General features: G+C 67.7%; 21 protein-coding genes and 2 tRNA genes. 8 read left to right on the top strand and 15 right to left on the bottom strand.

Annotated elements, in window-relative coordinates; translation table 11 throughout:
• Positions 1-239: 239 nt before the first annotated feature.
• Both LWW89_RS16670 and pmbA read right to left on the bottom strand, forming a co-directional pair.
• Positions 240-1,331, bottom strand: coding sequence for a TRAP transporter substrate-binding protein (locus LWW89_RS16670; protein ID WP_293266207.1), 1,092 nt, complete (start codon positions 1,329-1,331; stop codon positions 240-242).
• A gap of 197 nt (positions 1,332-1,528) precedes the next feature.
• Positions 1,529-2,902, bottom strand: coding sequence for a metalloprotease PmbA (gene pmbA / locus LWW89_RS16665; RefSeq protein ID WP_293266205.1), 1,374 nt, complete (start codon positions 2,900-2,902; stop codon positions 1,529-1,531).
• 112 nt (positions 2,903-3,014) lie between these two features.
• Between pmbA and yjgA the strand changes: the two genes are divergently transcribed.
• Together yjgA and mog are read left to right on the top strand one after the other, a co-directional pair.
• Positions 3,015-3,620 (top strand): ribosome biogenesis factor YjgA, encoded by a 606-nt coding sequence (gene yjgA / locus LWW89_RS16660; protein ID WP_293266203.1) that lies wholly within the window; start codon positions 3,015-3,017, stop codon positions 3,618-3,620.
• A 13-nt stretch (positions 3,621-3,633) separates the two neighbouring features.
• Positions 3,634-4,236, top strand: coding sequence for a molybdopterin adenylyltransferase (mog, locus tag LWW89_RS16655; RefSeq protein WP_293266201.1), 603 nt, complete (start codon positions 3,634-3,636; stop codon positions 4,234-4,236).
• Between the two features lie 42 nt (positions 4,237-4,278).
• Here mog and LWW89_RS16650 read toward each other — a convergent pair whose 3' ends face one another.
• Positions 4,279-5,796, bottom strand: a complete 1,518-nt coding sequence (locus LWW89_RS16650; RefSeq protein WP_293266199.1) for a hypothetical protein — start codon at positions 5,794-5,796, stop codon at positions 4,279-4,281.
• 128 nt (positions 5,797-5,924) lie between these two features.
• Between LWW89_RS16650 and LWW89_RS16645 the strand changes: the two genes are divergently transcribed.
• From LWW89_RS16645 to LWW89_RS16635, 3 genes are read left to right on the top strand one after another with little or no spacing between them, the layout of a single operon-like run.
• Positions 5,925-6,746 carry a thymidylate synthase gene (locus tag LWW89_RS16645; RefSeq protein WP_293266197.1) on the top strand — a complete coding sequence of 274 codons (822 nt, stop codon included), beginning with the start codon at positions 5,925-5,927 and terminating at the stop codon, positions 6,744-6,746.
• A 36-nt stretch (positions 6,747-6,782) separates the two neighbouring features.
• A complete protein-coding gene (gene pgi / locus LWW89_RS16640; RefSeq protein WP_293266195.1) occupies positions 6,783-8,459 on the top strand; it encodes a glucose-6-phosphate isomerase in 1,677 nt (558 codons plus the stop codon).
• A gap of 51 nt (positions 8,460-8,510) precedes the next feature.
• Positions 8,511-9,005: a dihydrofolate reductase gene (locus LWW89_RS16635; RefSeq protein ID WP_293266193.1), complete on the top strand. Its 495-nt coding sequence runs from the start codon at positions 8,511-8,513 to the stop codon at positions 9,003-9,005.
• A 642-nt stretch (positions 9,006-9,647) separates the two neighbouring features.
• Here LWW89_RS16635 and kdpE read toward each other — a convergent pair.
• The 6 genes from kdpE to kdpF form a co-directional block, all read right to left on the bottom strand.
• A complete protein-coding gene (kdpE, locus tag LWW89_RS16630; RefSeq protein WP_293266191.1) occupies positions 9,648-10,331 on the bottom strand; it encodes a two-component system response regulator KdpE in 684 nt (227 codons plus the stop codon).
• On the bottom strand, positions 10,331-13,183 hold the full coding sequence (gene kdpD / locus LWW89_RS16625; protein WP_293266189.1) for a two-component system sensor histidine kinase KdpD: 2,853 nt from the start codon (positions 13,181-13,183) through the stop codon (positions 10,331-10,333). The genes kdpE and kdpD overlap by 1 nt, the downstream gene beginning before the upstream one ends.
• A 136-nt stretch (positions 13,184-13,319) precedes the next feature.
• Positions 13,320-13,958 (bottom strand): potassium-transporting ATPase subunit KdpC, encoded by a 639-nt coding sequence (kdpC, locus tag LWW89_RS16620; RefSeq protein ID WP_293266187.1) that lies wholly within the window; start codon positions 13,956-13,958, stop codon positions 13,320-13,322.
• A 13-nt stretch (positions 13,959-13,971) separates the two neighbouring features.
• On the bottom strand, positions 13,972-16,059 hold the full coding sequence (gene kdpB, locus LWW89_RS16615; protein ID WP_293266185.1) for a potassium-transporting ATPase subunit KdpB: 2,088 nt from the start codon (positions 16,057-16,059) through the stop codon (positions 13,972-13,974).
• A 31-nt stretch (positions 16,060-16,090) separates the two neighbouring features.
• The gene (gene kdpA, locus LWW89_RS16610; RefSeq protein WP_293266183.1) at positions 16,091-17,881 is read right to left on the bottom strand and encodes a potassium-transporting ATPase subunit KdpA; all 1,791 of its coding nucleotides are present in this window, start codon (positions 17,879-17,881) and stop codon (positions 16,091-16,093) included.
• On the bottom strand, positions 17,878-17,970 hold the full coding sequence (gene kdpF, locus LWW89_RS16605; protein ID WP_293266182.1) for a K(+)-transporting ATPase subunit F: 93 nt from the start codon (positions 17,968-17,970) through the stop codon (positions 17,878-17,880). Before kdpF ends, kdpA begins: the two co-directional genes overlap by 4 nt.
• Positions 17,971-18,450: 480 nt before the next feature.
• Between kdpF and LWW89_RS16600 the strand changes: the two genes are divergently transcribed.
• A complete protein-coding gene (locus LWW89_RS16600; protein WP_293266181.1) occupies positions 18,451-18,657 on the top strand; it encodes a cold-shock protein in 207 nt (68 codons plus the stop codon).
• A 106-nt stretch (positions 18,658-18,763) separates the two neighbouring features.
• The gene (gene infA, locus LWW89_RS16595; protein WP_293266179.1) at positions 18,764-19,003 is read left to right on the top strand and encodes a translation initiation factor IF-1; all 240 of its coding nucleotides are present in this window, start codon (positions 18,764-18,766) and stop codon (positions 19,001-19,003) included.
• Positions 19,004-19,091: 88 nt separating this feature from the next.
• On the opposite strand, the gene nfsB is transcribed toward infA, so the two are convergent.
• Both nfsB and LWW89_RS16585 read right to left on the bottom strand, forming a co-directional pair.
• Positions 19,092-19,745, bottom strand: coding sequence for an oxygen-insensitive NAD(P)H nitroreductase (nfsB, locus tag LWW89_RS16590; RefSeq protein ID WP_293266177.1), 654 nt, complete (start codon positions 19,743-19,745; stop codon positions 19,092-19,094).
• Between the two features lie 166 nt (positions 19,746-19,911).
• Positions 19,912-19,986: transfer RNA gene (locus LWW89_RS16585), tRNA-Thr, on the bottom strand.
• Between the two features lie 490 nt (positions 19,987-20,476).
• On the opposite strand from LWW89_RS16585, the gene katG reads away from it, so the two are divergent.
• Positions 20,477-22,651: a catalase/peroxidase HPI gene (gene katG / locus LWW89_RS16580; protein ID WP_293266175.1), complete on the top strand. Its 2,175-nt coding sequence runs from the start codon at positions 20,477-20,479 to the stop codon at positions 22,649-22,651.
• A 124-nt stretch (positions 22,652-22,775) separates the two neighbouring features.
• Here the strand turns inward: katG and LWW89_RS16575 are convergent.
• The 4 genes from LWW89_RS16575 to LWW89_RS16560 form a co-directional block, all read right to left on the bottom strand.
• A tRNA-Phe gene (locus LWW89_RS16575) sits at positions 22,776-22,851 on the bottom strand.
• 120 nt (positions 22,852-22,971) lie between these two features.
• Positions 22,972-24,423 carry a putative nucleotidyltransferase substrate binding domain-containing protein gene (locus LWW89_RS16570; RefSeq protein ID WP_293266173.1) on the bottom strand — a complete coding sequence of 484 codons (1,452 nt, stop codon included), beginning with the start codon at positions 24,421-24,423 and terminating at the stop codon, positions 22,972-22,974.
• A gap of 85 nt (positions 24,424-24,508) precedes the next feature.
• Complete coding sequence (locus LWW89_RS16565) at positions 24,509-26,218, bottom strand: cation acetate symporter (RefSeq protein ID WP_293266171.1); 1,710 nt, start codon at positions 26,216-26,218, stop codon at positions 24,509-24,511.
• Positions 26,218-26,523, bottom strand: a complete 306-nt coding sequence (locus LWW89_RS16560; RefSeq protein WP_293266169.1) for a DUF485 domain-containing protein — start codon at positions 26,521-26,523, stop codon at positions 26,218-26,220. The genes LWW89_RS16565 and LWW89_RS16560 overlap by 1 nt, the downstream gene beginning before the upstream one ends.
• Positions 26,524-26,707 lie beyond the last annotated feature (184 nt).

Raw genomic sequence — 26,707 nt, 5'->3', positions numbered from 1 at the left:
GTTTTTTAAAATTTCTTAAAACGTTTTGACTTGCTGCCAATTCGCACAAAACGCGTACAACCCATTGAGTTAAAACACGTTTTTTTCGAACCGCCTCACCGCCGAAGCAGCGAGAGGGCGAATTATACGCACCAAATCCAGGACGTCAACACCTTTACCTCCACATGATAAAAAAAGACCCGGCAACGCCGGGTCCAGGTACTTCTGTATGGAGGGGCGGGCACTGCCGCCCCGCCTTGTTACTTATTGTTGGCGTACATGAATTGCTCGAGGCTGGCCTCGGTGAGGCTGAACCAGGTGTGCTGGGTTTTGCGGTACTTGTCCCATTCGGTGAAGATCTTCTTCCACGCCGGGTTCTTGCCCGCCTCTTCGTGGTACAGCTCGAATGCCGACTTGCGGGCGGCGGCCATCACGTCGTTGGGGTAGCGGCGAACCTTCACGCCCTGGCTGATCAGCTTGGCCAGCGCGATCGGGTTCTTATGGTCGTACTCGGCCTGCATGATGATGTTGGCCTCGTAGGCAGCCGCCTGGAAGGCTTCCTGGTAGACCTTGGGCAGCTTGTCCCATTCCTTCTTGTTAACGAAGAAGTGGATCGTGGGACCCGGCTCCCACCAGCCCGGGTAGTAATAGTTCTTGGCGACCTTGTAGAAGCCGAGCTTTTCGTCGTCGTAGGGACCGACCCACTCCGCCGCATCGATGGTGCCCTTTTCCAGGGCCGGATAGATGTCGCCGCCGGCGATCTGCTGGGGGATCGCACCAAGGCGGGAGAAGACTTCGCCGCCTAGGCCGGCGATGCGGATCTTCAGGCCCTTCACGTCGGCCATGCCGTTCACTTCCTTGCGGAACCAGCCGCCCATCTGGGCACCGGTGTTGCCGCCGGCAAAGGAGACGACGTTGTAGTTGGCGTAGAAGTCGTCCAGAAGCTTCTGGCCGCCGCCATAGTAAAGCCAGGCGTTCTGCTGCCGGGACGTCAGGCCGAAGGGCACCGAGGTGCCGAAGCCGAAGGTCTTGTCCTTGCCCACATAGTAATAGGAGCAGGTGTGGCAGAGCTCGACGGTGCCCTGCTGGACGGCATCCAGGGCCTGGAGGCCCGGAACGATTTCGCCGGCGGCGAAGACCTGGACGGTGAACTTGCCTTCGGTAAGCTTCTTCAGCCGGTCGGCCAGCACGTCGGCGCCGCCGTAGATGGTGTCGAGGCTCTTCGGGAAGCTCGACGTCAGGCGCCACTTGATAGTGGGCAGGGAGTCAGCGATGGCAGGTGCTGCCACGGTGGCGGCGGCACCGGCGGCGGCGCCAACGGTCGCTTTCTTCAGAAAGTCTCTACGTTGCATGGGTGGGTCTCCTCCTGGTGGGAACTGTTTCGTTTCCGGACATGCCGGCAAAACGGGCTTTGCGGGCCGCAAATTGCCAAACATGCAATCGATTATATCGGCTTTCGTTTTGCGGAAAAGCCCATGAATAAACGATCTCCAGCGGGAGACACGCGCCGGATGAATCAATCCGTAACGCGTTTCACCGTAAACCCAGCCTAGGCGCCCGCCACCGTCATCCGCTCGATCAGGATCGAGCCGCTCTGTTTCGAACCCCGGACGACCACATCTCTACCCACGGAGACGATGTGCTGGAACATCTCGCGCAAGTTTCCGGCAATGGTGATCTCTTCCACCGGATGGACGATCTCGCCGTTTTCGACCCAATAGCCGGCCGCACCGCGGGAATAATCGCCGGTCACGTAATTGACACCGTGGCCAAGCAGCTCGGTGACCAGCAGGCCCCGGCCCATCTGGCGGATCAGCCCCGGCAGATCGTGCTGGCCGGGCTGGATGATCAAGTTGTGGCTGCCCCCTGCATTGCCGGTGGGGGCCAGGCCCAGCTTGCGGGCGGTATAGACCGACAGGAAGTAGCCGGACAGGATGCCGTCCTGGACCACCTCCCGGTCATGGGTCGGCAGGCCGTCGCTGTCGAACGGGCTGGAGGCCAGCCCCTTGGCCAGATGAGGGCGCTCGCTGATGCGGATGCCCGGGGCGAAGACCCGGTGCCCCAGCTTGTCGAGCAGGAACGACGACTTGCGGTACAGGCTGCCGCCGGAAGCCGCGTGGGTGAAGTTGCCGAGCAGCCCGCAGGCAAGGGGCGCTTCGAAGATCACCGGCACCTCGCAGGTCTTGACCTTGCGCGCCCCCAGGCGGGCCAGGGCGCGGCGGGCGGCATAGTCGCCGATTTCTTCCGGCGCCGGGAAGGCCTCCGGGTCCCGGTGGGTCGAATACCAGTCGTCCCGCTGCATGCCCGACTTGTCCTGGGCGATCACCGAGCAGGCGATGTAGTGGCGCGAGGTCGGGTAGCCGCCGACGAAACCCAGGCTGTTGGCGCTGGCGAACTGGCCTTCCTGGACCGACACCGTGGCCCCCTCGGAATTCTTCACCTGGCCGCTGACGGCAAACGCCGCCTGCTCGCAGCGCCGCGCCAGATCGGCGGCGGCATCCACGTCGAGGCGCCAGGGGTAATAGAGTTGCGGGTCGCCCCGGCCGTCCGCCAGCAACTCGGCTTCGGGCAGGCCGGCACAAGGGTCCTCGGCGGTGAAGCGGGCGATGGCCAGCGCCGCCTCCACGGTCTGACGGATCGCCGCCGGCGAGTAGTCGCTGGTCGAAGCGTAGCCCTTGCGGGTGCCGCAATACACCGTGACACCGATGCCCTTGTCGCGGTTGTGCTCCAGGGTTTCGACCTCACCGCAGCGCACCGTCACCGACTGGCCGAAGCCCTCGGAAATGTCGGCCTCGGCCGCGCTGGCGCCCCCCTTCATGGCCACCGCCACCACATCGGCGGCCAGGGTCTTCAGGTCGTCGAGGGAATGGGAGAAGCGGGACGAAGCCTCGCCCCGGGAAACCGGGCGGGCGGGAGAACGCAAGGAACGCTTGGCAGCCATAGGAATTCGGTCAGGTGAGGCAAAGTCGCTATCATAGCAGTCCACTTTTCCAACCCAGCGGGGCGCCGCCCCGCGGCCAGCCCCACCTCAGTTCATGACCACCCGCCGCCGTCACCACGACAATCCCCTGTTCGTCGATCTGGATGCCCCGGACGACGATTACGAAGAGCCGCGCCGCCGCGCCTCCCGCACCAAACGCAAGCTGGAGGTGGAAGCGCTCCAGGCCCTGGGCGTGCGCCTGGTCGAGCTGCCAGCCGACCGGCTGGCCAAGGTGGAGATGCCCGACGGCCTGCGCGACGCGCTGCGCGAAGCCCAGCGCATTACCGACTTCGAGGGCCGGCGCCGCCAGTTGCAGTACATTGGCCGGCTGATGCGCGACGCGGACCCGGAACCCCTACAGGCCGCCATCGACGCCTTCGACGGCGTCTCGGCGGTCGAGAATGCCAAGCTGCACCGCCTGGAGCGCCTGCGCAGCGAGATCCTGGAGAACGAGCGCGCCCTGGAAGAAGTGCTGGCCGCCCACCCGGGCGCCAACATCCAGTACCTGCGCCAGTTGCGCCGCAACGCCCTCAAGGAGCGGGAGCTGAACAAACCGCCCAAGGCCTTCCGCACCCTCTTCCAGGTACTCAAGGAACTGGAGGCGGCAGCGAGCGTCCCACCGGCAGAAGAGGCGCAAGACGACCTCGACGCCCCCCTCTGATCCGGAGCACGCCATGGCCCAGCACCACCACTCCCCCCTCAAGATCGGCCTGGTGTCCGTCAGCGACCGAGCGTCCAGCGGCGTTTACGAAGACAAGGGCATTCCGGCCCTGCGCGACTGGCTGACCGCGGCCCTGATCACCCCCTTCGGAACCGAAGTGCGCCTTATTCCCGACGAGCGCTCGGAAATCGAGGAAGCCCTGATCGACCTGGCCGACCGCTCCGGCTGCCAGTTGGTGCTGACCACCGGCGGCACCGGCCCATCGCCCCGGGACGTGACCCCCGAGGCCACCCTGGCCGTGGGCGACAAGGAAATGCCCGGTTTCGGCGAACAGATGCGCCGGATCAGCCTGGAATTCGTGCCCACCGCCATCCTCTCCCGCCAGGTGGCGGTGATCCGCGGCCGCAGCCTGATCCTCAACCTGCCCGGTCAGCCCAAGTCGATCAAGGAAACCCTGGAAGGCTTGAAAGACGAATCGGGCAAGCCCGTGGTGCCCGGCATCTTCGCCGCCGTGCCCTACTGCATCGACCTGATCGGCGGCCCCTATATCGAGACCCGGGACGAGGTGGTCAAGGCCTTCCGCCCCAAGTCGGCGCAAAAACCGCCGGCCGCGTAACCGCGCCGCCGATCCTGGCGGCTTGAGCGATTCTCAAATGGATCAAGCCGCCCGGTGGGCCCGGTAGCGGACCACCGCGTAGCCCCGACCGGCCTCGTCCCGGCCTACCGGCTCGAGCACCACCCGGGCGCCCTGGATGACGGTTTCCAGGGCCTCGCCATCGGCAAAGGCGCCGGCGCGAACGACGAAGCGCGCCTCGTTGCCCCGGCTGCCGTCGCGCAACCACAGTGCCGGTTCGGGCACCACCACGCCATAGTGTTTCCCCCCCAGGGGCCGCAGGGCCACGGGCTTGACGTTGCGGCTCAGGGTCTGGACCCCGACGCTGGCCACGGTGTCGCTCTCGCGGCGGAAGCGGCGCACCACTCCGAGCAGCCAGGCACCGCCCTCCTCGGGCAACATGCCGACCAGGCTTCCCGCGCGCAATCCATCGTCCCAGCCGGATACCGAGGCGCCGCAGCCCCCCAGGCTGATGTCCTCCACCACCCAGCTGGCAGCCCGGTCGAGCACCTCGTCGCTGGCGCCGGAAAACACCTGGCTGCATGCATCCCACCCCACCACCACGGCCATCCGGGCATGGACCCGGTGGCGCTGCTGGGCGCGCAGGGGCGGCACCGGCGCCCAATGCATCGCCAAGTGGCGCAACACCGGCAGCAGCCGTTCCACCCCGTTACCCGGCCCCAGGTCCAGGGCCGGCGGCAGGCGCCCCTGCTCGGCCTGGGCGGTGAAGGACTGCAACGCGGCCAGGGCATCGCCCGGGGAAAAGAAGCGCAGGGTCGACGCCGCCGCCGGCTCCTGGGCCAGGCGGGTAGGCGGCAAGGGCTGGGCCAAATCCACCCAGTAAACACTATCGGCTCCCGATTCGCGGACAAAGCGAAAATGGGGCCGGAACCAGGCCCCCAGCCGGTCGGCCAGATCGACCTCGGCCGGATTCAGCCCGTCGGTGGCCGAGGTCGCCAGGATCAGGATGCGCAGGTACTCGGCCAGGGGCGAGGTCGCGCCGCCGTCGCCTTCCAGGCGCACCTCGCGCATCGCCACATCCTCCCGCTCGGCGATGCCGTAGGCCCAGCCGAGACGGCGCCAGGCGTCGCCGCCGATAGCGCCGTAGCGGTAGCGGGCCCAGCGGATCGCCGCCCCCTGGGCCTTGAGCAGGCGCACCACCAGGGCCGGCAGGTGGGCGGCCAGGGCGCCCATGCCGGGCTGGGCCCGGCCGGTTTCGAGGCGTAGCAGGCAGGATTCGTAGCGGGCCACCAGCAGCCCGCGGAAATCTATATTGAGCAAGGCCAGGCGCCGTTCCTCGCCCCGGGACAGGGAGGAAGCGCCCAGATAGTCATGGGCCAGCTTGGTCAGATGGGGGCGGGCCGCGTCGTCCAGGGCGCAGAGCACGTCGAACAAAGCATCGGGGCGCCACGCCTGGCTGTCTGCCAGGGATTCGAGCCAGCCGGCCAGGGCGTCCAGGGCCTTGAAGGGATTGCCCGAATCCACCGCGGTGAGGGCCAAGCGCAACCCCGCCGGATCGGCGAGGGGGTGGTCGGCGGCAATTGCAGCGGACAACTCGGGCATGGAAATCTCCGCCCCGGCGGGCCGGGGGTGGTCTGTCGGAACGGCTGTTGGCGGGCCCGGCTCGGGAGGCATGGCCGGGCAGGGTACAATCCTGCCATCCATTATAGTGTCGCCCCGATTCCAGCCGCATGAAACCCTATCTTGACCTGATGCGCCACGTGCTCGAGCACGGCCAGAAGAAAACCGACCGCACCGGCACCGGCACCCTGTCGGTGTTCGGCTGGCAGATGCGCTTCAACCTGGCCGACGGCTTTCCCGTGGTCACCACCAAGAAGCTGCACCTGCGCTCCATCATCCACGAACTGCTGTGGTTCATCCAGGGCGACACCAACATCCGCTACCTCAAGGACAACGGCGTCTCGATCTGGGACGACTGGGCCGACGAGAACGGCGAACTGGGCCCGGTCTACGGCAAGCAGTGGCGCCGCTGGGAAACCGCCGACGGGCGCACCGTGGACCAGCTCGGCCAGTTGGTCGAAGCGCTGAAGAAGAACCCCGACTCCCGCCGCCACCTGGTGTCGGCCTGGAACCCGGGAGAGGTGGACCGCATGGCCCTGCCCCCCTGCCACGCCCTGTTCCAGTTCTACGTCGCCCCGGGCGACCCGGAGGCTGCCGATCCGCGCCCCAAGCTGTCGTGCCAGCTCTACCAGCGCAGCGCCGACATCTTCCTCGGGGTGCCCTTCAACATCGCTTCCTACGCCCTGCTCACCCACATGGTGGCCCAGGTGTGCGACTACGGCGTGGGCGATTTCGTGCACACCCTGGGGGACGCCCACCTCTATTCCAACCACCTGGAGCAGGCGCGCCTGCAACTGTCCCGGGAGCCCCGGCCCCTGCCGACCTTGCACCTCAATCCGGAGGTGCGCGATCTGTTCGCCTTCCGCTTCGAGGACATCCGCCTCGACGGCTACGATCCACACCCCCACATTCCCGCACCGGTGGCGGTGTAACCGCCGCCCCGATCGACGACAACACTGACGACCACCATGCCCGCTCAGGACGTCTGCCTCCTCCCGATTACCCACACTGCGGCCTGGCAGGCCCTGGCCGCCCACCGCGACGCCCTGCACGGACGGCATCTGCGCGATTTCTTCGCCGCCGAGCCGGAGCGCTTTTCCGCCATGTCCCATTCCCTGGGCGACCTGCTGGTGGATTTTTCCAAGCAGCGCATCGACGCCCGGGGCATGGCCCTGCTCGCCGACCTGGCGAAGGCCGCCGACGTTGAAGGCTGGCGGACCCGGCTGTTCGCCGGCGAGACGATCAACGCCAGCGAAAAGCGCGCCGTGCTGCACCCGGCCCTGCGCCACCTGGACCCGACGCCCTTCCCTTCCGCCGCCCTCGACGTGATGCCGGAGGTACGCCAGGTGCGCGACCAGATGCGCGACTTCGCCGAACGGGTGCGTGCCGGGCTGTGGCGCGGTTATACCGGCGAGGCGATCCGCCACGTGGTCAACATCGGCATCGGCGGCTCGGACCTGGGGCCGAAGATGGCGGTGCGCGCCCTGTCCGCCTTCGAGCATCCGGGGCTGCACCTGCACTTCGTCTCCAACCTGGACGGGGCCCAGCTCGCCCCGCTGCTGGAGACCCTGGACCCGCGGGCGACCCTGTTCATCGTCGCCAGCAAGACCTTCTCCACCCAGGAAACCCTGATCAACGCTCAGACCGCCCGGGAATGGCTGCTCTCGGCGGTGGGCAATACCGCCCACCACCAGGCGGCCCTGGCCCGGCACTTCGTCGCCGTCACCGCCGAGCCCGCCCGGGCCGCCGAATTCGGCATTCCCGGCGACAACGTCTTCGCCTTCTGGGATTGGGTCGGCGGACGGTACTCCCTGTGGTCGGCGGTGGGCCTGTCGGTGGCCCTGTCCATCGGCATGGGCGGCTTCGAGCGCCTGCTCTCGGGCGCCGCCGCCATGGACGCCCATTTCCGCGAGGCGCCCCTGGAACGCAACCTGCCAGTGCTGATGGCCCTGCTCGGCATCTGGAACACCAATTTCCTCGGCGCCGAAACCTCGGCGGTGCTGCCTTACAACGAGTCCCTGCGTTCCCTGCCCGCCTACCTCCAACAGCTGGAAATGGAGAGCAACGGCAAGGCCGTCTCCCGGGAAGGGCTGCCCCTGCCCTGCCGCACCAATCCCATCGTCTGGGGCGAAATCGGCGTCAACGGCCAGCACGCCTTCTTCCAGTTGCTGCACCAGGGCGGCTGGCTAGTGCCCTGCGACTTCATCGCTGCCGCCTCCAGCGACTACCCCCTGCCCGGCCACCACGCCCCCTTGCTGGCCAACTGCCTGGCCCAGAGCGCGGCCCTGGCCTTCGGCCGCAACGAGGCCGAGGCCCGCCACGAACTGGAGGCCGAGGGCCTGTCGGAAGACGAAATCCATACTCTGCTGCCCTTCAAGGTGTTCCACGGCAACCAGCCTTCCACCACCCTGCTGCTGCCCCGGCTGGACGCTTTCCACCTGGGCGCCCTGGTGGCCCTCTACGAGCACAAGGTGTTCGTCCAGGGCGTGGTGTGGGGCATCAACTCCTTCGACCAATGGGGCGTGGAACTGGGCAAGCGGGTCGCCTCCCGGGTACTGCCGGTGCTCGAAGGCGCCCCCGCCGACGACCTGGACGCCTCGACCCGGGGCCTGGTGGCCTACTGCCAGCGCCACGGCCACCGTTAAGCATCCCGAGGCCCCGACCGCCGCCCCGCCACTGTCTTTTCCGCCACGACCATGACCACCACCCTGATCGCCGCCGTCGCCGCCAACGGCATCATCGGCCGCAACAACGCCCTACCCTGGCACCTGCCGGAGGACCTGAAGCACTTCAAGGCCGCCACCCTGGGCCACCCGGTGGTGATGGGGCGGAAGACCTGGGAATCCCTGGGCCGGCCCCTGCCCGGCCGGGAAAACGTGGTGGTGACCCGGGACGGCGCCTACGCCGCCCCCGGCGCCACGGTGCACACCAGCCTGGAAGCGGCCCTGGCCCACGCCGCCGCAGCCCCCGGGGGAGACGAGGTGTTCCTGATCGGCGGCGCCGAACTGTACCGCCAGGCCCTGGCCCAGAACCTGGTGGATCGGCTGGTGCTCACCGAGGTGGATCTGGCGCCGGAAGGCGACGCCCGCTTCCCGGCCTGGGAGCGCGGCCAGTGGCGCGAAACGGACCGGCAGGCCCACACCGGCGTCAACGGCACCGCCTACGCCTTCGTCACCTACGAGCGCATCTGAGCCGGGCACCGGCCCATCCTCGGGAAGCCGCCACACGGCAGACGCAGGGAGGGCGGGACAGGCCGCCCCCCCCTACTCACCCGAGACCGGACGCAACGTCACTCGTGCAACTGCGTCCACCAAGTTCGCCGCCGCTCCTCATTCGCCCCCTGCCTCCCAGCCAGCCGCTGCGATGGCCGCCTCGCGGAAATCCGCGTCAATCCTTGCTCTCCAGCTAGGCGCCACGGAACGCAAGCACTGGCGCGGCGTTCCAAGCCTACCCTCTGAAAGTCCGCGCCCCGCCTAGGATTTGAGGCATCGCATTTTTCGCAGGCCGCCGGATCGCCCCCTGTTCGTTCCCCGCCGCCGGCGCGGCACTGCCCGTACCGCTGCGATGGCAGCCTCGCGGAAAGCCGCATCAATACTTGCTCTCCAACTAGGCGCCCCGCAACGCGAGCACTGGCGCGGCGTTCCAGGCATACCCTCTGAAAGTCCGCGCCCCGCCTAGGGTTTGGGGCAACGCGTTTTGTGCACAACGCCGGCCCGGCCCAACGGGTCAGAGCAGGGCGTAGCGATCGCCCATCCCACGCCGCTGGCCCTGCCCCTGCCGCGCGCCGAGCCAAACTGCCCGGCGCTACTCTGTGCGCTCCGCCCGGACGCCGCTCAATCCGGCTGGAAGCGGTAGCCCACCCCGGTCTCAGTGAGGAAGTGGCGCGGCCGGGCCGAATCGGCCTCCAGCTTCTTGCGCAGGTTGCCCATGTAGATGCGCAGGTAGTGGCCGTCCTCGGCGTGGCTCGGCCCCCACACTTCGCGCAGCAGCTGGCGCTGGGTCACCACCTTGCCGGCGTGGGCCACCAGTTGGGTGAGCAGGCGGTATTCGATGGGAGTCAGGTGCACCTCGTCGCCGCTCCGGGTAACACGCCGCGCGGCCAGGTCCAAGGTCACGTCGCCAAAACAGACCAGGGGCTCGCCGCCGGCAATGCGGCCGCGGCGCAGCAGGGCCCGGCTGCGGGCAAGCAACTCGGCCACGCCGAAGGGCTTGGTCAGGTAATCGTCGGCACCGGCGTCCAGGGCCGCCACCTTGTCCGCCTCCTGGCTGCGCGCCGACAGCACCAGCACCGGGGTGGCGGACCAGGCGCGCAGCTCCTTGATCAGGGTCACCCCATCGCCGTCGGGCAGACCCAGGTCGAGGATCACCAGGTCCGGCTTGCGCGTGCCGGCGTCGATCAGGCCCTGGCGCACCGTCTCGGCCTCGTGCACCTCGCAGCCGCCCTCTTCCAGGGCGGTGCGCACGAAGCGGCGGATGGTCTTTTCGTCTTCGACGAGGAGAACGACGGGAGTACTCATCAGGGCAATTCCATGGGCGGGGGAAGGAGCGCAGCGGGGACGCCAGCACCGGCTTCGGTTTCGGCTTCGCTCTCGTCGAGGCGCGGCGGCGTGCCCAGGGGCAGGGCGAAGACGAAGCGGGCGCCGCCGGAGACCGCCTCTTCGCCGCCTTCCGGGGCGGGCAGGGTTTTATTTTCCGCCCAGATGCGCCCACCGTGGGCTTCGACGATGGCCCGGCAGATGGCCAGGCCGAGGCCGACCCCGGGCACGTTGGATTCGGCGCGACCGCGGCTGAACTTGGCGAACACCAACTCCTCGGCCCCCGGCGCCAACCCGGGACCGTCGTCGCTGACCGCCACCTGGAGTTGCCGCCCCGCCGCCCCGCCATCCACCACCTGGGCGTTCACGGTCAGGGTGCTGCCCGGCGGGGTGTATTTGGCGCCGTTTTCTAGCAGGTTGCACAGCACCCGCTCGACCAGCACGCCGTCGCATTCCACCAAGGGCAGGTCCGCCGGCAGATCGGTGACCACCCGGTGCCCGGCCAGGGCGTTCTCCCGGGCGGCCAGGGCGCTGCCGAGCAGTTCCTCCACGGCGTGCCACTGGCGGTTGAGTTGGACCTGGCCGGATTCGAGCCGGGCCATGTCGAGCAGGTTGTTTACCAGGGCGTTCATGCGCAGGGCCTCGTCGCGCAGGCTGGACGCCAGTTCCCGCTGGCGCGGGGTGAGGGACGCCCCTTCGCCGCCCTGGCCGGTGAGGGCCAGAGCCTCGGCGGTGCCCACCAGGGAGGTGAGCGGGGTGCGCAGGTCGTGGGACAGGGCCGACAGCAGGGAGTTGCGCAGCCGTTCCGACTCCATGCTGACCAGGGCGTCCTGGGCCACGGCGATGTAATGGACCCGTTCCAGGGCGATGGCCACCAGGGCCGCCAGGGTTTCCAGCTGGCGCCGCTCCTCGGGAATCAGCAGCAGGCGCGCGCTTCCCGGCGGCGGCTCCAGGGCGAGCACCCCCCGGGTGCGCATGGGGGCCTTGAGGGGCAGGTAGAGGCGGGGCGCCGACGGCAGGGTATCGGTGCCCATGCCCGCCGGCAGGCCCTTGGCGAACACCCATTCGGCGATGCCCGGGTCCAGGCTGGCGTCGTCCCCCAGGGCCAACCGGTCGGTGGCGTCCGGCAACAGCAGCCGGGCCGAGGCGCCGAAGGAGGCACGCACCGCCCGGTCGCAGATCTCGATGATCTGCTCGGGGGCGAAGGCCCCGGCCAGTTCCCGGGCGAGTTCGAACAGGGCCCGGGAACGCAGCTCGCGTCGGGCCGAAGCCGCCGCCTGGAAGCGCAGGTTGGCGGTGAGCTGGCCGGTGACCAGCCCCACCAGCAGCATCACCGCGAAGGTGAGCAGGTACTGGGCGTCGGTGACGGCGAAGGAATAGATGGGCGGGACGCAGAAGAAATCGTAGAACCCCACCGACAGTACCGCCGCCAGCACCGCCGGCCCCCGGCCGAACTTCATCGCTGCCACCAGCACGGTGAGCAGGAACAGCATGACGATGTTGGCCAGGTCCAGGTAGGGCAGCAGGGGGGTGGCGATGGCCGTGGTCAGGGCGCACAGCCCGGCGGTGGCCAGGTAGGGCAGGTAGGCCTGCATGCCGTGGGGGCCAGCGCCGACCGCCTCGTCCTCGTCCAGGGGGCCGCGGCCGCGGATGCGCTGGTCGGCGTCGCTGCGCGGCACTTCGAGCACGTCCAGGTCGTCGCCGCGCCGGGCCAGGCGGCCGGCCATGGGCGGGCGCAGCAGGCCGGCCAGCCAGCCCCAGGGGCGGGCGGAGCGTTCCGCCCGGGGTGAGCGCCCCACCACCACCTTGGCCAGGTTGTGGCGTCGGGCGTAATCCACCAGGGCCGCGGCGGCGTCCTGGCCGGGCAGGGTGGCGGTCTGGGCGCCCAGTTCCTGGGCCAGGGCCAGCACCGCCAGAATTCGCGCCCGCTCCCGCTCGCCGAGGCGTTGCAGGCGCGGCGTCTCCACGTACACCGCGTGCCATGGCACTTCCAGCCGGGCCGCCAGGCGGGCGGCGGTGCGCACCACCTTTTCGTCCCCCGGGGCAGGGCCCACCGCCACCAACAGGGAATCCCGGGTGCGCCACACCGTTTCCACCGACTGGTCGCGGCGCCAGGCGCGCATCTCCCCGTCCACCCGGTCGGCGGTGCGGCGCAGGGCCAGTTCGCGCAGGGCAATCAGGTTGCCCTTGCGGAAGAAGTTCTGGATCGCCCGCTCGGCCTGGCGGGGCAGGTACACCTTGCCTTCCTGCAAGCGCTTGAGCAGTTCGTCCGGCGGCAGGTCCACCAGCACCACCTCGTCGGCCTGGTCGAACACCCGGTCGGGCACCGTCTCCCACACCCGCACCCCGGTGATGCCGCCGACCACGTCGTTGAGGGATTCCAGGTGCTGCACGTTCACCGTGGTGAACACGTCGATGCCGGCGGCGAGCAATTCCTCCACGTCCTGCCAGCGCTTCTGGTGGCGCGAGCCCGGAGCGTTGGTATGGGCCAACTCGTCCATCAGGATCAGGGCAGGATGGCGCTCCAGGGCGCCGTCCAGGTCGAACTCGCGCAGGCGATGGCCCCGGTAGTCCTGCTCCCGGAGCGGCAGCACCGGCAAGCCGTCGAGCAGGGCGGCGGTTTCACCCCGGCCATGGGTTTCCACCACCCCCACCAGCACATCCTGGCCCTGCTCGCGCAGCGCCCGGGCCGTGGCCAGCATGGCGTAGGTCTTGCCGACGCCGGCATTGGCGCCGAAGAAGACCTTGAGCTTGCCCCGGGCGGCCTGGGCATCGGCCTGCTGGAGCTGTTCGAGCAGGGCGTCGGGGTCGGGGCGTGCAGAGGGATCGGCCATGGGTGGAGTATGAAGGATCAAGTCTTGTTGAGTTACCCCCGGCCGGCCAACCTGGCCAAGGCGGCCAAGGAGCGGCGGCCGGGCGGCGGCGCCGCGAGGCGGCCCGGGGATGGCGGGGGATTTCGCCCCTGCCGGGTCAGCGGTGCAGGGCGTCGAGGGCCAGGTTGAGCTGGAGCACGTTCACCCGGGGCTCGCCGAGCAGCCCCCAGGTGCGCCCTTCGGTATGGCGCTCGATCAGGGCCTCCACCTCGCTCTGACCGAGACCCCGGACCCGGGCCACCCGGGCGGCCTGGTAGAGGGCCGCCTCCGGCGAGATGTGCGGGTCCAGGCCGCTGCCCGAAGCGGTCACCAGGTCTTGGGGAATGGGGGCGTTGTTGCCCGGATCAGCGGCCTTGAGCGCCGCCACCCGGGCGGCCACGGCCTCGACCTGGGCCGGGTTGGTGGGCCCCAGGTTGCTGCCGCCGGAGGCCAGGGCGTTGTCCGGCTGGGGCGCGGTGGCCGAGGGCCGGCCCCAGAAGTAGCGGGGCGAGGAGAAGGGCTGGCCGATCAGGGCCGAACCCACAGCCTTGCCGTCCTTGGCTGCGATCAGGCTGCCGTGGGCCTGGTAGGGGAAGGCCACCGCGGCGATGCCGGTGACCGCCAGGGGATAGGCCAGGCCGGTTAGGGCCGAGAGCAGCACGAAGAGGGACAGGGCGGGCCGCCATAGGCCGGCGGTTTCCCGGGGGGCGGAGGTCTGGGCCGCGCCGGCGGCCGGGGTGAGTGTGGGCGAATTCATGGCCGACTCCGGATTAGGCGAACAGGTTGAGGATGGGGCCGAGCAGCAGGTCGATCAGCTTGATGCCGATGAAGGGCACGATCAGGCCGCCGACGCCGTAGATGAGCAGGTTGCGCTTGAGCAGCGCCGCCGCCCCCAGGGCGCGGTAGTGGACACCCTTCAAGGCCAGGGGGATCAGGGCGACGATGACCAGGGCGTTGAAGATGACCGCCGAGAGGATGGCCGAGGTGGGGCTGTTGAGGCGCATCACGTCGAGGGTGGCCAGTTGGGGATAGGTGGTGGCGAAGGCCGCCGGGATGATGGCGAAGTACTTGGCCACGTCGTTGGCCACCGAGAAGGTGGTGAGCGCCCCCCGGGTCATCAGCATCTGCTTGCCGATCTCGACGATCTCGATCAGCTTGGTCGGATTGGAGTCCAGGTCCACCATGTTGCCGGCTTCCTTGGCGGCCTGGGTGCCGGTGTTCATGGCCACCGCCACGTCCGCCTGGGCCAGGGCCGGGGCGTCGTTGGTGCCGTCGCCGGTCATGGCCACCAGGCGGCCCTCGCCCTGGGTCTGGCGGATCAGGGCCAGCTTGGCTTCGGGCGTGGCTTCGGCGAGGAAGTCGTCCACCCCGGCCTCGGCGGCGATGGCGGCGGCGGTGAGCCGGTTGTCGCCGGTGATCATCACCGTCTTGATGCCCATGCGGCGCAGTTCGGCGAAGCGCTCCTTGATGCCGCCCTTGACGATGTCCTTGAGGGCGACCACCCCCAGTACCTTGACGTCGTCGCTCACCACCAGGGGCGTGCCACCGCTGCGGGCCACCTCGTCCACCTGGCGCTGCACCCCAGCGGGGAAAGCGGCGCCCTGGGATTCGACGTGGCGGCGGATGGCGTCCGCCGCGCCCTTGCGCAGTTGGCGGGGCTTTTCTAGGTTGCCCAGGTTGACGCCACTCATGCGGGTCTGGGCGGTGAAGGGGACGAAGCTCGCTTCCAGGGCGTGCAGGTCCCGCTCGCGCAGGTTGAAGCGCTCCTTGGCCAGCACCACGATGGAACGCCCTTCCGGCGTCTCGTCGGCCAGGGAGGCCAGTTGCGCCACATCCGCCAACTCCCGCTCGGTGACGCCCTCGGCGGGCACGAAGGCCGAGGCCTGGCGGTTGCCCAGGGTGATGGTGCCGGTCTTATCGAGCAGCAGCACGTCCACGTCGCCGGCAGCTTCCACCGCCCGGCCCGAGGTGGCGATCACGTTGGCCTGCATCATGCGGCTCATGCCGGCCACCCCCACGGCCGAGAGCAGGCCGCCGATGGTGGTGGGGATCAGGCAGACCAGCAGGGCCACCAGCACGGTCACCGTCACTGGCGAGCCCAGGCCGGCGGCCGCCACCGAGAACAGGGAGAAGGGCAGCAGGGTGGCCACCGCCAGCAGGAAGACCAGGGTCAGGGCCACCAGCAGGATGGTCAGGGCGATCTCGTTGGGGGTCTTCTGCCGCTTGGCGCCTTCGACCATGGCGATCATGCGGTCGAGGAAGGCTTCGCCCGGATTGGTGGTGACGCGCACCACCAACCAGTCGGACAGCACCCGGGTGCCGCCGGTGACGGCGGAAAAGTCGCCGCCGGATTCCCGGATCACCGGGGCCGATTCACCGGTGATGGCCGACTCGTCCACCGAGGCCACACCCTCGATCACCTCGCCGTCGGCGGGCACGAATTCGCCGGCGGTGACCAGCACCACGTCGCCGCGGCGCAGGTCTTCGGCGGGCACGGTGTAGGTGGCGGCGCCGAACTGGGGCTTTTGCAGCTTCTTCGCCCAGGTGGTCTTCTTGAGGCCCTTCAGGGCGGCAGCCTGGGCCTGGCTGCGGCCTTCGGCCAGGCTCTCGGCGAAGTTGGCGAAGAGCACGGTGAACCACAGCCACAGGGACACGGCCAGGATGAAGCCGGCCGGGGCCTCACCCTCGCCGGTGACGGCCTGGGCAAACAGCAGGGAAGTGAGGATGCTGCCGACGTAGACCACGAACATCACCGGGTTTTTCATCTGCACCCGGGGCGACAGCTTGGCGAAGGCGCCCTTGATCGCCGGGCCGAGCAGGGCGCGGTCGAACAGGGGCAGCGGAGCGGAATGTTTCATGTGGGTTCTCCCGGAAGGCGCGCCGAGGGGCTCAGTGCGCCGGGAACAGGATCAGGTGTTCGACGATCGGCCCCAGGGCCAGGGACGGCAGGTAGGTCAGGGCGCCGACGATCAGTACCGTGGCCCCCAGCAGGACCACGAACAGGGTGCCGTGGGTGGGCAGGGTGCCAGCCCCTTCGCGGATGCGCTTCTTGGCCGCCAGGGAGCCGGCCACCGCCAGCACCGGCAGGATCACGCCGAAGCGGCCGAAGGCCATGGCGACGGCGGTGAGCAGGTTCCAGAAGGGGGTGTTGGCGGACAGGCCGGCGAAGGCGCTGCCGTTGTTGTTGGCCGCCGAGACCAGGGCGTAGAGCACCTCGGAGAAGCCGTGGGCGCCCGGGTTGAGGATGCCGGCCCGGCCGGCCTCGGTCATCACCGCCGCCGCGGTGCCGGCCAGCACCAGGAAGGGGGTGATCAGGATGGCCACGGAGATCATCTTCATCTCCCAGGATTCGATCTTCTTGCCCAGGTATTCCGGGGTGCGCCCCACCATCAGCCCTGCCAGGAAAACCGCCAGGATGGCGAACACCAGCATGCTGTAGAGGCCGGTGCCGACCCCACCGAAGACCACCTCGCCGAGCTGCATCAGCAGCATCGGCACCAGGCCGCCCAGGGGGGTGAGGGAATCGTGCATGGCGTTGACCGCGCCGCAGGAGGCGCCGGTGGTGATGGCGACGAACAGGCTGGTGGCGTTGATGCCGAAGCGCACCTCCTTGCCTTCCAGATTGCCCACGGCGGTGGCGCCCTGGGCCGTCAGGTAGCCCGGGGTCTGGCTCTCGGCGGCGGTGACGGCGACCACGGCGATGACGAACAGCAGGGTCATGGTGGCCAGCACCGTCCAGCCCTGGCGCCGGTCGCCCACCATCTGGCCGAAGGAAAAGCACAGGGCTGCCGGAATGAGGAAGATGGCCAGCATCTCCACCAGATTGGTGAAGGGCGTCGGGTTCTCGTAGGGGTGGGCCGAGTTGGCGTTGAAGAAGCCGCCGCCGTTGGTGCCCGCCATCTTGATCGCTTCCTGGGAGGCCACCGGCCCCATGGGCAGGCGCTGCTCCCGGGTGGTGGCCTCTTCCATCGCCGGCTTGCCGTCGGCGCCGAGCACCGGCTGGCCGGCCGCATCGACCTTGGGCTGGCTGAAGGTGACCGGCTCCGCCAAGGGCACCGTCTTGTAGCCGTCCAGGTTCTGGATCACGCCGCCGCCGGCCAGCAGCAGGGCGACGACGAAGGACACCGGCAGCAGCACATAAGCCGTGCCGCGCCCCAGGTCCACCCAAAAATTGCCGATGGTCTGGGCCGAGTGCCGGGCCAGGCCGCGGATCAGGGCCATCACCACCGCCAGGCCGGTGGCGGCGGAAAAGAAGTTCTGCACCGCCAGGGCGAGCATCTGGGTCAGGTAGCTCATCGTGCTTTCGCCGCTGTAGCCCTGCCAGTTGGTATTGGTGACGAAGGAGACGGCGGTGTTGAGGGCCGAATCCCAGGTCATGGCGCCGAACCCCTCCGGGTTGAAGGGCAGTGCCCCTTGCAGCAGTTGCAGGGCGAACACGGCGGCAAAGCCCAGGGCGTTGAACAACAACACCGCCAGGGCATAGCGCTTCCAGCCCATCTCCTGGGCCGGATCAATGCCACACAGGCGGTATATGCGGGCCTCCAGGGCGGCCCCGAAGCGGATGCGGCCGTCGAAGACCCGGGCGATGTAGCCGCCCAGGGGCCAGGCCAGCGCCAGCAGCAGGACCAGATAGACGATCAGCTGCCCGGCGGCCAGCACGGACGGGGAAAGGCCGTTCATGAGAAGTCCTCCGCACGGAACAGCGCGATCAGCAGGTACACGGCCAAGCCGAGCGCCACCAGGCCGACCGTCAGATATAAAGCGTTCATACGCACCTCGATGCTTGCAAACGGGTTGAAAAGCGCAGCGGGAACCCCCGGAGAACCAAGGCGCCCCCAAGCTTTCAATACGGTCTACAACCTAATGACGGCCGGGAAAAAATGCTGTTAATAGACCCGGATGCGATATAAAGACAACGTAAAGACGACTTTGCTCCCCACCCTATCCGGGGCGCCCCGGTGGGGCCTCCGCCGCTTCGGCCCGGCGGCCGTCGCCGAGCCCACGCCCTCCGGTCGACGGGTGGCTCAGCCCCGCCGGGCCAGGTGCCCAAAAGCACCCCGCGAAAAATAATGTTTGCCAATCCTCCGGCAAGACGCCATACTCGCAAGTTCGGGATTTACAAGTAGCAACGGCAGCACCTAGTTTTGCAGTACCTATTTCTGCGACTCCAGTTAGCCGGCAGTTCTCCTTGATCTCGTGTTCCGGGGAATCCTCCCCTCTTCATTTCTTCTTCAAGGAAGCTATTCATCATGGCAACTGGTACCGTCAAGTGGTTCAACGACGCTAAAGGCTTTGGTTTCATCTCCCCCGACAACGGCGGTGAGGATCTCTTCGCCCACTTCTCCGCGATCCAATCCCAGGGCTTCAAGACCCTGACCGAGAACCAAAAGGTCACCTTCGACGTGACCACCGGCCCGAAGGGCCTGCAGGCGACCAACATTCGCCCGATCGAGTAATCAGGCTAAACACCTGGTTGCACGAAAAAAGCCCGGTTCGCCGGGCTTTTTTTATATACGTCACTATTTCTCCTCCGGGCCGGCCGGAGACGCAGGAAGCTAGACCATGGCCAAGGAAGAACTCATCGAAATGCAGGGCGTCGTCGCCGAAGTGCTGCCGGACACCCGCTTTCGCGTCAATCTGGAAAACGGCGTCGAAGTGATCGCCTACGTCTCGGGCAAGATGCGCAAGCACCGCATCCGCATCCTGGAAGGCGACCGGGTCACCCTGGAAATGTCGCCCTACGACCTGACCAAAGCCCGCATCAGTTTCCGCCACAAAGGCGAACCCCCGAGCCACTCCTGATTCGGGAAGACGGGGCGGCACAGCCCCCCGCAAAATGCAAACGCCCGCCGGAAACCGGCGGGCGTTGTCGTTTATGGCGTCCCGGCAATCAGAGGCTGGTGAACAGAGTCGACTCGGGCAGGCGCGACTTGGGCAGCTTGGCATTGAAGTCGCCCTCGCCCCGGTAGCCCAGGGCCACCAGCACCAGGCTGGTCAGGCCCTGCTCTGCCAGGCCGAGTTCGGCGTCCAGGATCGCGGCGTCGAAGCCTTCCATTGGGCAGGCGTCGATCTCCAGGGCTCCAGCTCCCAGGAGCAGGGTGCCCAAGGCCAGATAAACCTGGCGCTCGACCCAGGTCGCTTCGTCCTTCAGCTCGGTTTGGTGCAGGTTGACGTAGAAGCGCCGGCTCTTGTCCTGGGTGGCCATGGCGTCGGGCGTGGCGAAGCGGCCGTCGCGCTGCTCCTGGGCCAACACCGCGCTCAGGTGGGCGTCGTCCAGGGCCTTGCGCCCGCACAGCACCACCACGTGGGACGCGTTGAGCACTTTCGGGCCATTGTAGGCAAAACCGCCCTGGGTACCCTTGGCGATGCGCGCCTTGCCTTCCGGCGTGCTGGCGATGACGAAGTGCCAGGGCTGGGAATTGACCGACGAAGGGCTGTTGCGCAGCAGGGTGCGCAACTGCTCAATCTTGTCCTGGGGAATCGTCTTGACGGGATCGAAGGCCTTGGTGGTGTAGCGGGCTTGGGAAATTCGTGCGATGTCCATGGGGAGTCCTTGGTGGAAACATGCTGCCCGGAGGCAGTGACCCGGGAATGCTAGCAGCCCCGCACGGCCGCCGGTAGCGGCACCGCCACCGCCACCGCCTTTTCGGCCCACAAAAGCAAAACGCCGACCGTGGCCGGTCGGCGTTTCAGGTGTCCGAAAGTGTCGATGGTGCCCATGGGCAGGATTGAACTGCCGACCTCTCCCTTACCAAGGGAGTGCTCTGCCACTGAGCTACATGGGCGACCGCGGCGCGCCCGATCCGGATGTCGCCGGTTCGAGCCTTCACGTCGCTAAGGGCTTGCAACAAAAAGCCCAGCGGAAGCTGGGCTGGCTGGAGCCCGTCGGAGGCCAGAAGCGCTATCGCGTACCTCGGCTCACCAATGCGAGGCGCGCATACTACCCCAGCGGCCCCGGCGCCGCAAGCAGGCACGGGCCTTCCGGGGTGCGGCGAGACTCCTCGTAAACAGTGGCGACAAACCCGCCCACACGCAATCGCGACAACAAGCTGCAATCAAACTTAACAACTCAATTACTTTTATCAATCAAGCTCATCAATCCGCATGCGGGGAACATGCCGCCTTCTTCTGCTAACCTGAGCAGGCAATGACCGATATCGGCGGCAAAGTACGCCTCGCCCAGGTCGCACGGACACGGGCACCGCACCGCTCGAAACGAAGCCAACGGTGGCGACGGAAAACGACCATCAACCTCGTTACGGAAGGAGAAGGGATATGGAAGGCAATACGCTCACGAACGCAGGCCGCTGTCCTGTAGTGCACGGCGGCAACACGACGGCAGGCGCGTCGAACGCTGCTTGGTGGCCCAAGGCGCTCAACCTCGACATCCTGCACCAGCACGACACCAAGACCGACCCGTTGGGCGCCGGTTTCAACTACCGGGACGAGGTCAAGAAGCTCGACGTGGCCGCGCTCAAGCAAGACCTGAAGGCGTTGATGACCGACAGCCAGGAATGGTGGCCGGCGGACTGGGGCCACTACGGCGGCCTGATGATCCGCATGGCTTGGCACGCGGCGGGCTCCTACCGCATCGCCGACGGCCGGGGCGGCGCCGGTACGGGCAACCAGCGCTTCGCCCCGCTCAACTCCTGGCCGGACAACGCCAACCTGGACAAGGCCCGCCGCCTGCTCTGGCCGATCAAGAAGAAATACGGCAACAAACTGAGCTGGGCCGATCTGATCGTGCTGGCCGGCAACATGGCCTACGAGTCGATGGGCTTCAAGACCTTCGGTTTCGGCTTTGGCCGGGAAGACATCTGGCATCCCGAAAAGGATGTTTACTGGGGCTCCGAAAAGGAATGGCTGGCCCCCACCGGCAGCGAGGGCAGCCGCTATTCCGGCGAGCGCGACCTGGAAAACCCGTTGGCCGCCGTGATGATGGGCCTGATCTACGTAAACCCCGAGGGCGTGGACGGCAAGCCCGACCCGCTGAAGACCGCCCGGGACATCCGCGTCACCTTCGCCCGCATGGCGATGAACGATGAAGAGACCGTGGCGCTGACTGCCGGCGGCCACACTGTGGGCAAGACCCACGGCAACGGCAGCGCCGCCAACCTGGGCCCGGCGCCCGAAGGGGCCGAGCTGGAAGAACAGGGCCTGGGCTGGATGAACCACGCCACCCGGGGCGTCGGCCGCGACACGGTGACCAGCGGCATCGAAGGCGCCTGGACCACCCATCCCACCCGCTGGGACAACGGCTACTTCAACATGCTGTTCGGCCACGACTGGTGGCTGCAGAAGTCCCCGGCCGGCGCCTGGCAATGGGAGCCCGTGGCGATCAAGGAAGAAGACATGCCGGTGGACGTGGAGGACCCGACGATCCGCCGCAAGCCGATCATGACCGACGCCGACATGGCGATGAAGTTCGACCCGGAATACCGCAAGATCGCCGAGCGCTTCCGCGACGACCCGGCCTACTTCTCGGAGGTCTTCGCCCGGGCCTGGTTCAAGCTGACCCACCGGGACATGGGCCCCAAGGCCCGCTACATCGGCCCGGACGTGCCCCAGGAAGACCTGATCTGGCAGGACCCGGTTCCCGCCGGCCGCAGCGACTACGACGTGGCGGCAGTTAAGGCCAAGATCGCCGCCAGCGGCCTCTCCATCGCCGAAATGGTAGCCACCGCCTGGGACAGCGCCCGCACCTTCCGCGGCTCGGACAAGCGCGGCGGCGCCAACGGCGCGCGCATCCGCCTGGCCCCGCAAAAGGACTGGGAAGGCAACGAACCGGCCCGGCTGGCCAAGGCCCTGGCAGCGTATGAAAAGATCGCCGCCGAGACCGGCGCCAGCGTGGCCGACGTGATCGTGCTGGCCGGCAACGTCGGCATCGAGCAGGCCGCCAAGGCGGCGGGCGTCGACGTGGCGGTGCCGTTTGCCCCGGGCCGGGGCGATGCCACGGCGGCCATGACCGACGCCGAGTCCTTCGAGGTGCTCGAACCCCTGGCCGACGGCTTCCGCAACTGGCAGAAGCAGCATTACGCGGTCACTCCGGAAGAAATGCTGCTCGACCGGGCCCAACTGATGCGGCTGACCGCCTGCGAGATGACCGTCCTGGTCGGCGGCCTGCGCGTGCTCGGCACCAACCACGGCGGCACCCGCCACGGCGTGTTCACCGACCGGGTCGGCGCCCTGACCAACGACTTCTTCGTCAATCTGACCGACATGGCCTACACCTGGAAGCCGGCCGGCCGGAATCTGTACGAAATTCGTGAGCGCAAGAGTGGCGCCGTGAAGTGGACGGCCACCCGGGTCGACCTGGTGTTCGGCTCCAACTCGGTGCTGCGTGCCTACGCCGAGGTCTATGCCCAGGACGACAACCGGGAGAAGTTCGTCCGCGACTTCGTCGCCGCCTGGACCAAGGTCATGAACGCGGACCGCTTCGATCTGGCCTGACCAGCCCTGTGGCACGGCTACCGCAGCGATACGGTGGCCGTGCCGCAGGACGCAACAGGAGAAACGAAAAGAGTAAACGCAAAAAAGCCAGTCGCGAGGACTGGCTTTTTTGCATCGAATCTTGTGGTGGCCAGGGACGGAATCGAACCGCCGACACGCGGATTTTCAATCCGCTGCTCTACCAACTGAGCTACCTGGCCGTCAAAGAAGGCCGCATTATAGGCAAGGGTCACGCGACTGTCAAAGAGTTTCCGCGCACCCGTTGCCCAGGCCTGGGACCGGCTGGAGCGGTACCACGCCGCCGCCCCGGCCGGGTTCCGTCACAGCCCCAGCACGTCCATGCGGTAGTGCTGGCGCAGCCACGATTTGAAGTTTTCAACGCTCTGGAAGGTGGCGGTGAGCAGGTCGGCCTCCAGCCGGTTGAGGGCCTGGGGATCCAAATGATTGCGGTCGTCGCCCCCGGCCTCGGCGGTGGCCAGGCCAGCCTCCAGGCGTAACCGGGTCAGCACCAGGAAAGCCTCCTCCAGTTCGGCGGCGAAGGCGGCGGACAGTACCCGGCGGTCGCGCAGCACGGCTAGGCGCTCCAGGCTGCCGGTGACCGGGATGCGCTCTTCCAGGGCCAGGGCGCGCAGGCCATGCACCAGGGGAAAGACCCCGCCCTTCTTCAGGTCGATGCGGCCCTTGTGCTCGCCCTCCCGGGCGCCCACCAGGCGGTTGAACCAGCCCAGGGCACTGGGAAAGCGCACCGCTCCCTGGGCGAAGCGGGCCATGAAGGTGGCGTTGCCGGCGCACAGGTCGAACATCAGGGTCCGGGCTGCGTCGAGGAGCGAGGCATCCCCGGCCAGGGCATGGCCGTCGAGCAGGATCGCCAGGTTAAGCAGGTTGGCCTCGGACGGCGCCGCCACCCAGTCGTGAACCTTGTGGCGCAGCTCTTCGACGGTCATCACCCACTCCGGGTTGCGCACCATGATGTCGCCCGGGCACTCCGGATAGCCCAGCTCCAGCAATGCGGCGCTGACGGTCCGGCCCAGGGCCAGGGCTTCGTCCCGGCAGGACGCATCGCGCAGGATGAAGGCGTTGTCCTGGTCGGTGGGCAATATCTGCTCGCCGCGCCCTTCGCTACCCAGGGCGACGAAGCACACCTGCCGCGCCAGTTCCGGCGGAGCGAGTAAGTCGAAGACCCGGGCGAAGACCTGGCCGGTGAGCTGGCTCGCCTCCCGGGCGATGTGGTCCACCCGCACCTGCTCGGCGGCCAGGGCGGCGATCAGCCGCAGCAGGCTGGCGTGGGCCGGGGCCAGATCGCGGACGTGGGCTGCCGCTTCGATCTGCAAGCCGACGGCATCGGCATGGCTGGCCAGGTGGCGCAGGATCTCGCCGGCTTCGAGCACCCCCAGGGGCTGACCGCCCTCTTCCACCAGCAACCGTTCGAACCCGTGGCGGTTGAAGAGCAGCAGGGCGTCGAGCAGGGAGCGTTCGCCATCCACGGCCATGGCCGGGAAGGTGGCCACCTCGGCCAGGGGCGTCTCCGGTGCACGGTCGCCGGCCAGTACCGCCCGGCGCAGGTCGGTGCCGGTGGCGATGCCCAGGGCGCCGCCGTCCTCGGCCGCAACCAGCACGAAGGCCACGCCCTGCTGGTCCATCAGCCGCGCCCCCTGGCGCAGCGTATGGCTGGCGGGAACGGTCAGGGGCGGGCGCAGCCGGGCTTCGCGCACCGGCAGCATGAGCAGGGTGCGGATGCTGGCTCGGGTGGAGCCGGGAGCGGTTGTCGTCATGTTCTTGTCCCTGAAGAAAAAAACCCCGGGACGCAGCCCGGGGTTGAAGTGGTTCGACCGAAGTCGATGTCGGAATTGTGCGTCGTTAGTGCGCGGAGGCCGCAGCGGCACCGTAGCCGGTTTCGGAGCGGACTTCCTGGGCGTCGTAGGACTCCCGTTCCTTCTGGGCCTGGGCGCTGGAGTCGAGGATCGAGAACAGCCAGATCCCGACGAAGCCCACGGTCATGGAGAACAGGGCCGGCGAAGCGTAGGGGAAGAGCTCCTTGGCGTTGCCGAACACGTCCACCCACACAGCCTTGGAGACGATGGTCAGGGCGACCGCGGTGATCAGGCCGAGGAAGCCGCCGATGAAGGCGCCGCGGGTGGTGCAACCCTTCCACAGCACGGACAGGAACAGCACCGGGAAGTTGGCCGAGGCGGCGATGGCGAAGGCCAGGGCAACCATGAAGGCCACGTTCTGCTTCTCGAAGGCGATACCGAGAATCACCGCCACCACGCCGAGCACCAGGGTGGTGATCTTGGACACGCGGATTTCGGAACCTTCGGGGGCGTGGCCCTTGCAGAACACCGAGGCGTACAGGTCGTGGGACACGGCGGAGGCGCCGGACAGGGTCAGGCCGGACACCACGGCGAGGATGGTGGCGAAGGCCACGGCGGAGATGAAGCCGAGGAACACGTCACCGCCCACGGCCTTGGCCAGGTGGACCGCCGCCATGTTGCCGCCACCCTTCAGCACGCCCTTGGCATCCAGGAAGTCGGGGTTGGTACCCACGAGCACGATGGCGCCGAAGCCGATGAAGAAGATGATGATGTAGAAGTAGCCGATCCAGGTGCAGGCCCAGGCCACGGACTTACGGGCTTCCTTGGCATCGGGCACGGTGAAGAAGCGCATCAGGATGTGGGGCAGACCGGCGGTACCGAACATCAGCGCCATACCGAAGGAGATGGCGGAGATGGGGTCCTTGATGAAGTTGCCCGGGGCCATGATGGAGAAGCCCACCTTGGCGGCCTCTTCGGCGGACTTGCCGGCGGCCAGCGCCTTCTCGGTCTTGATCTGCACGGCCTTGGCGAACAGGGCTTCGGGAGAGAAACCGAACTGGGCCAGGACCATGAAGGCCATGAAGGTCACGCCGGAGAGCAGCAGCACGGCCTTGATGATCTGCACCCAGGTGGTGGCGATCATGCCGCCGAAGGTGACGTAGAGGATCATCAGGATGCCGACCATGATCACCGCGGTCGAGTAGTCGAGGCCGAACAGCAGCTTGATCAGCTGGCCGGCACCCACCATCTGGGCGATCAGGTAGAAGGCCACGGTCACCAGGGTCCCGGTGGCGGCCAGCGCCCGGATCGGGGTCTGGGAGAAGCGGTAGGCGGCAACGTCGGCGAAGGTGAACTTGCCCAGGTTGCGCAGCCGCTCGGCCATCAGGAACATGATGATGGGCCAGCCCACCAGGAAGCCGATCGAGTAGATCAGGCCATCGTAGCCGTTGGCGAACACGGCGGCGGAAATACCCAGGAACGAGGCCGCGGACATGTAGTCGCCGGCGATCGCCAGACCGTTCTGGAAGCCGGTGATACCACCGCCGGCGGTGTAGAAGTCAGACGTGGTCTTGGTGCGCTTGGCCGCCCAGTAGGTGATGCCCAGGGTACCGATCACGAAGGCGACGAACATGCCGATGGCCAGCCAGTTGGTGGCCTGTTTCTCGATCGCGCCTTCCAGGGCGCCCGCGGCCAGGGCCACGGAGCTGCCGCCGAGCAGGACGGCGGAAAGGAGGATTTGGGTGAGGCGGCTCATTACTTCACCTCCTTGAGGATTTCATCGGTGAGGCTGTCGAACTCCGCGTTCGCCCGCCGCACGTAGTAGATGGTGATGGCGATGGTGAACACGATCAGACCGAAGCCGACGGGGATGCCGAGGGTGGTGACGCCCTCGCCCACGCGCTGGGCGAACAGTTCCTTATCGAACGCGATCACGCCGACGTAGCCGTAGTAGGCGATCAGCATGATGACGGTGAGCACCCAGCCAAACGCGTTGCGCTTGGACTTGAGCTGGTGATACTTGGGATTCGCCTGAATCTTGGCGACCAGATCGTCCCGCATATGACTCCTCCTTTGGATTTCTCGATGCCACACCCGCCCGGGATGGACAGGAATGTCGGTAATCTAGGAGGGAAACCTTACGTTTCACTTACGCGCAACGAATTGTTTACTGTGCAACTGCAGCAAAAACCGGCCGGCCGGGAGCGCTCGCCCCGCACCAACCCACTGCCGGCCCGCTGTGGGA

It is taken from the genome of Oryzomicrobium sp., assembly GCF_021287045.1.
Classification (GTDB): domain Bacteria; phylum Pseudomonadota; class Gammaproteobacteria; order Burkholderiales; family Rhodocyclaceae; genus Oryzomicrobium.
The sequence above is the reverse complement of the archived record's forward strand: the minus strand, read 5'-3'. Positions and strand labels throughout refer to the sequence as shown.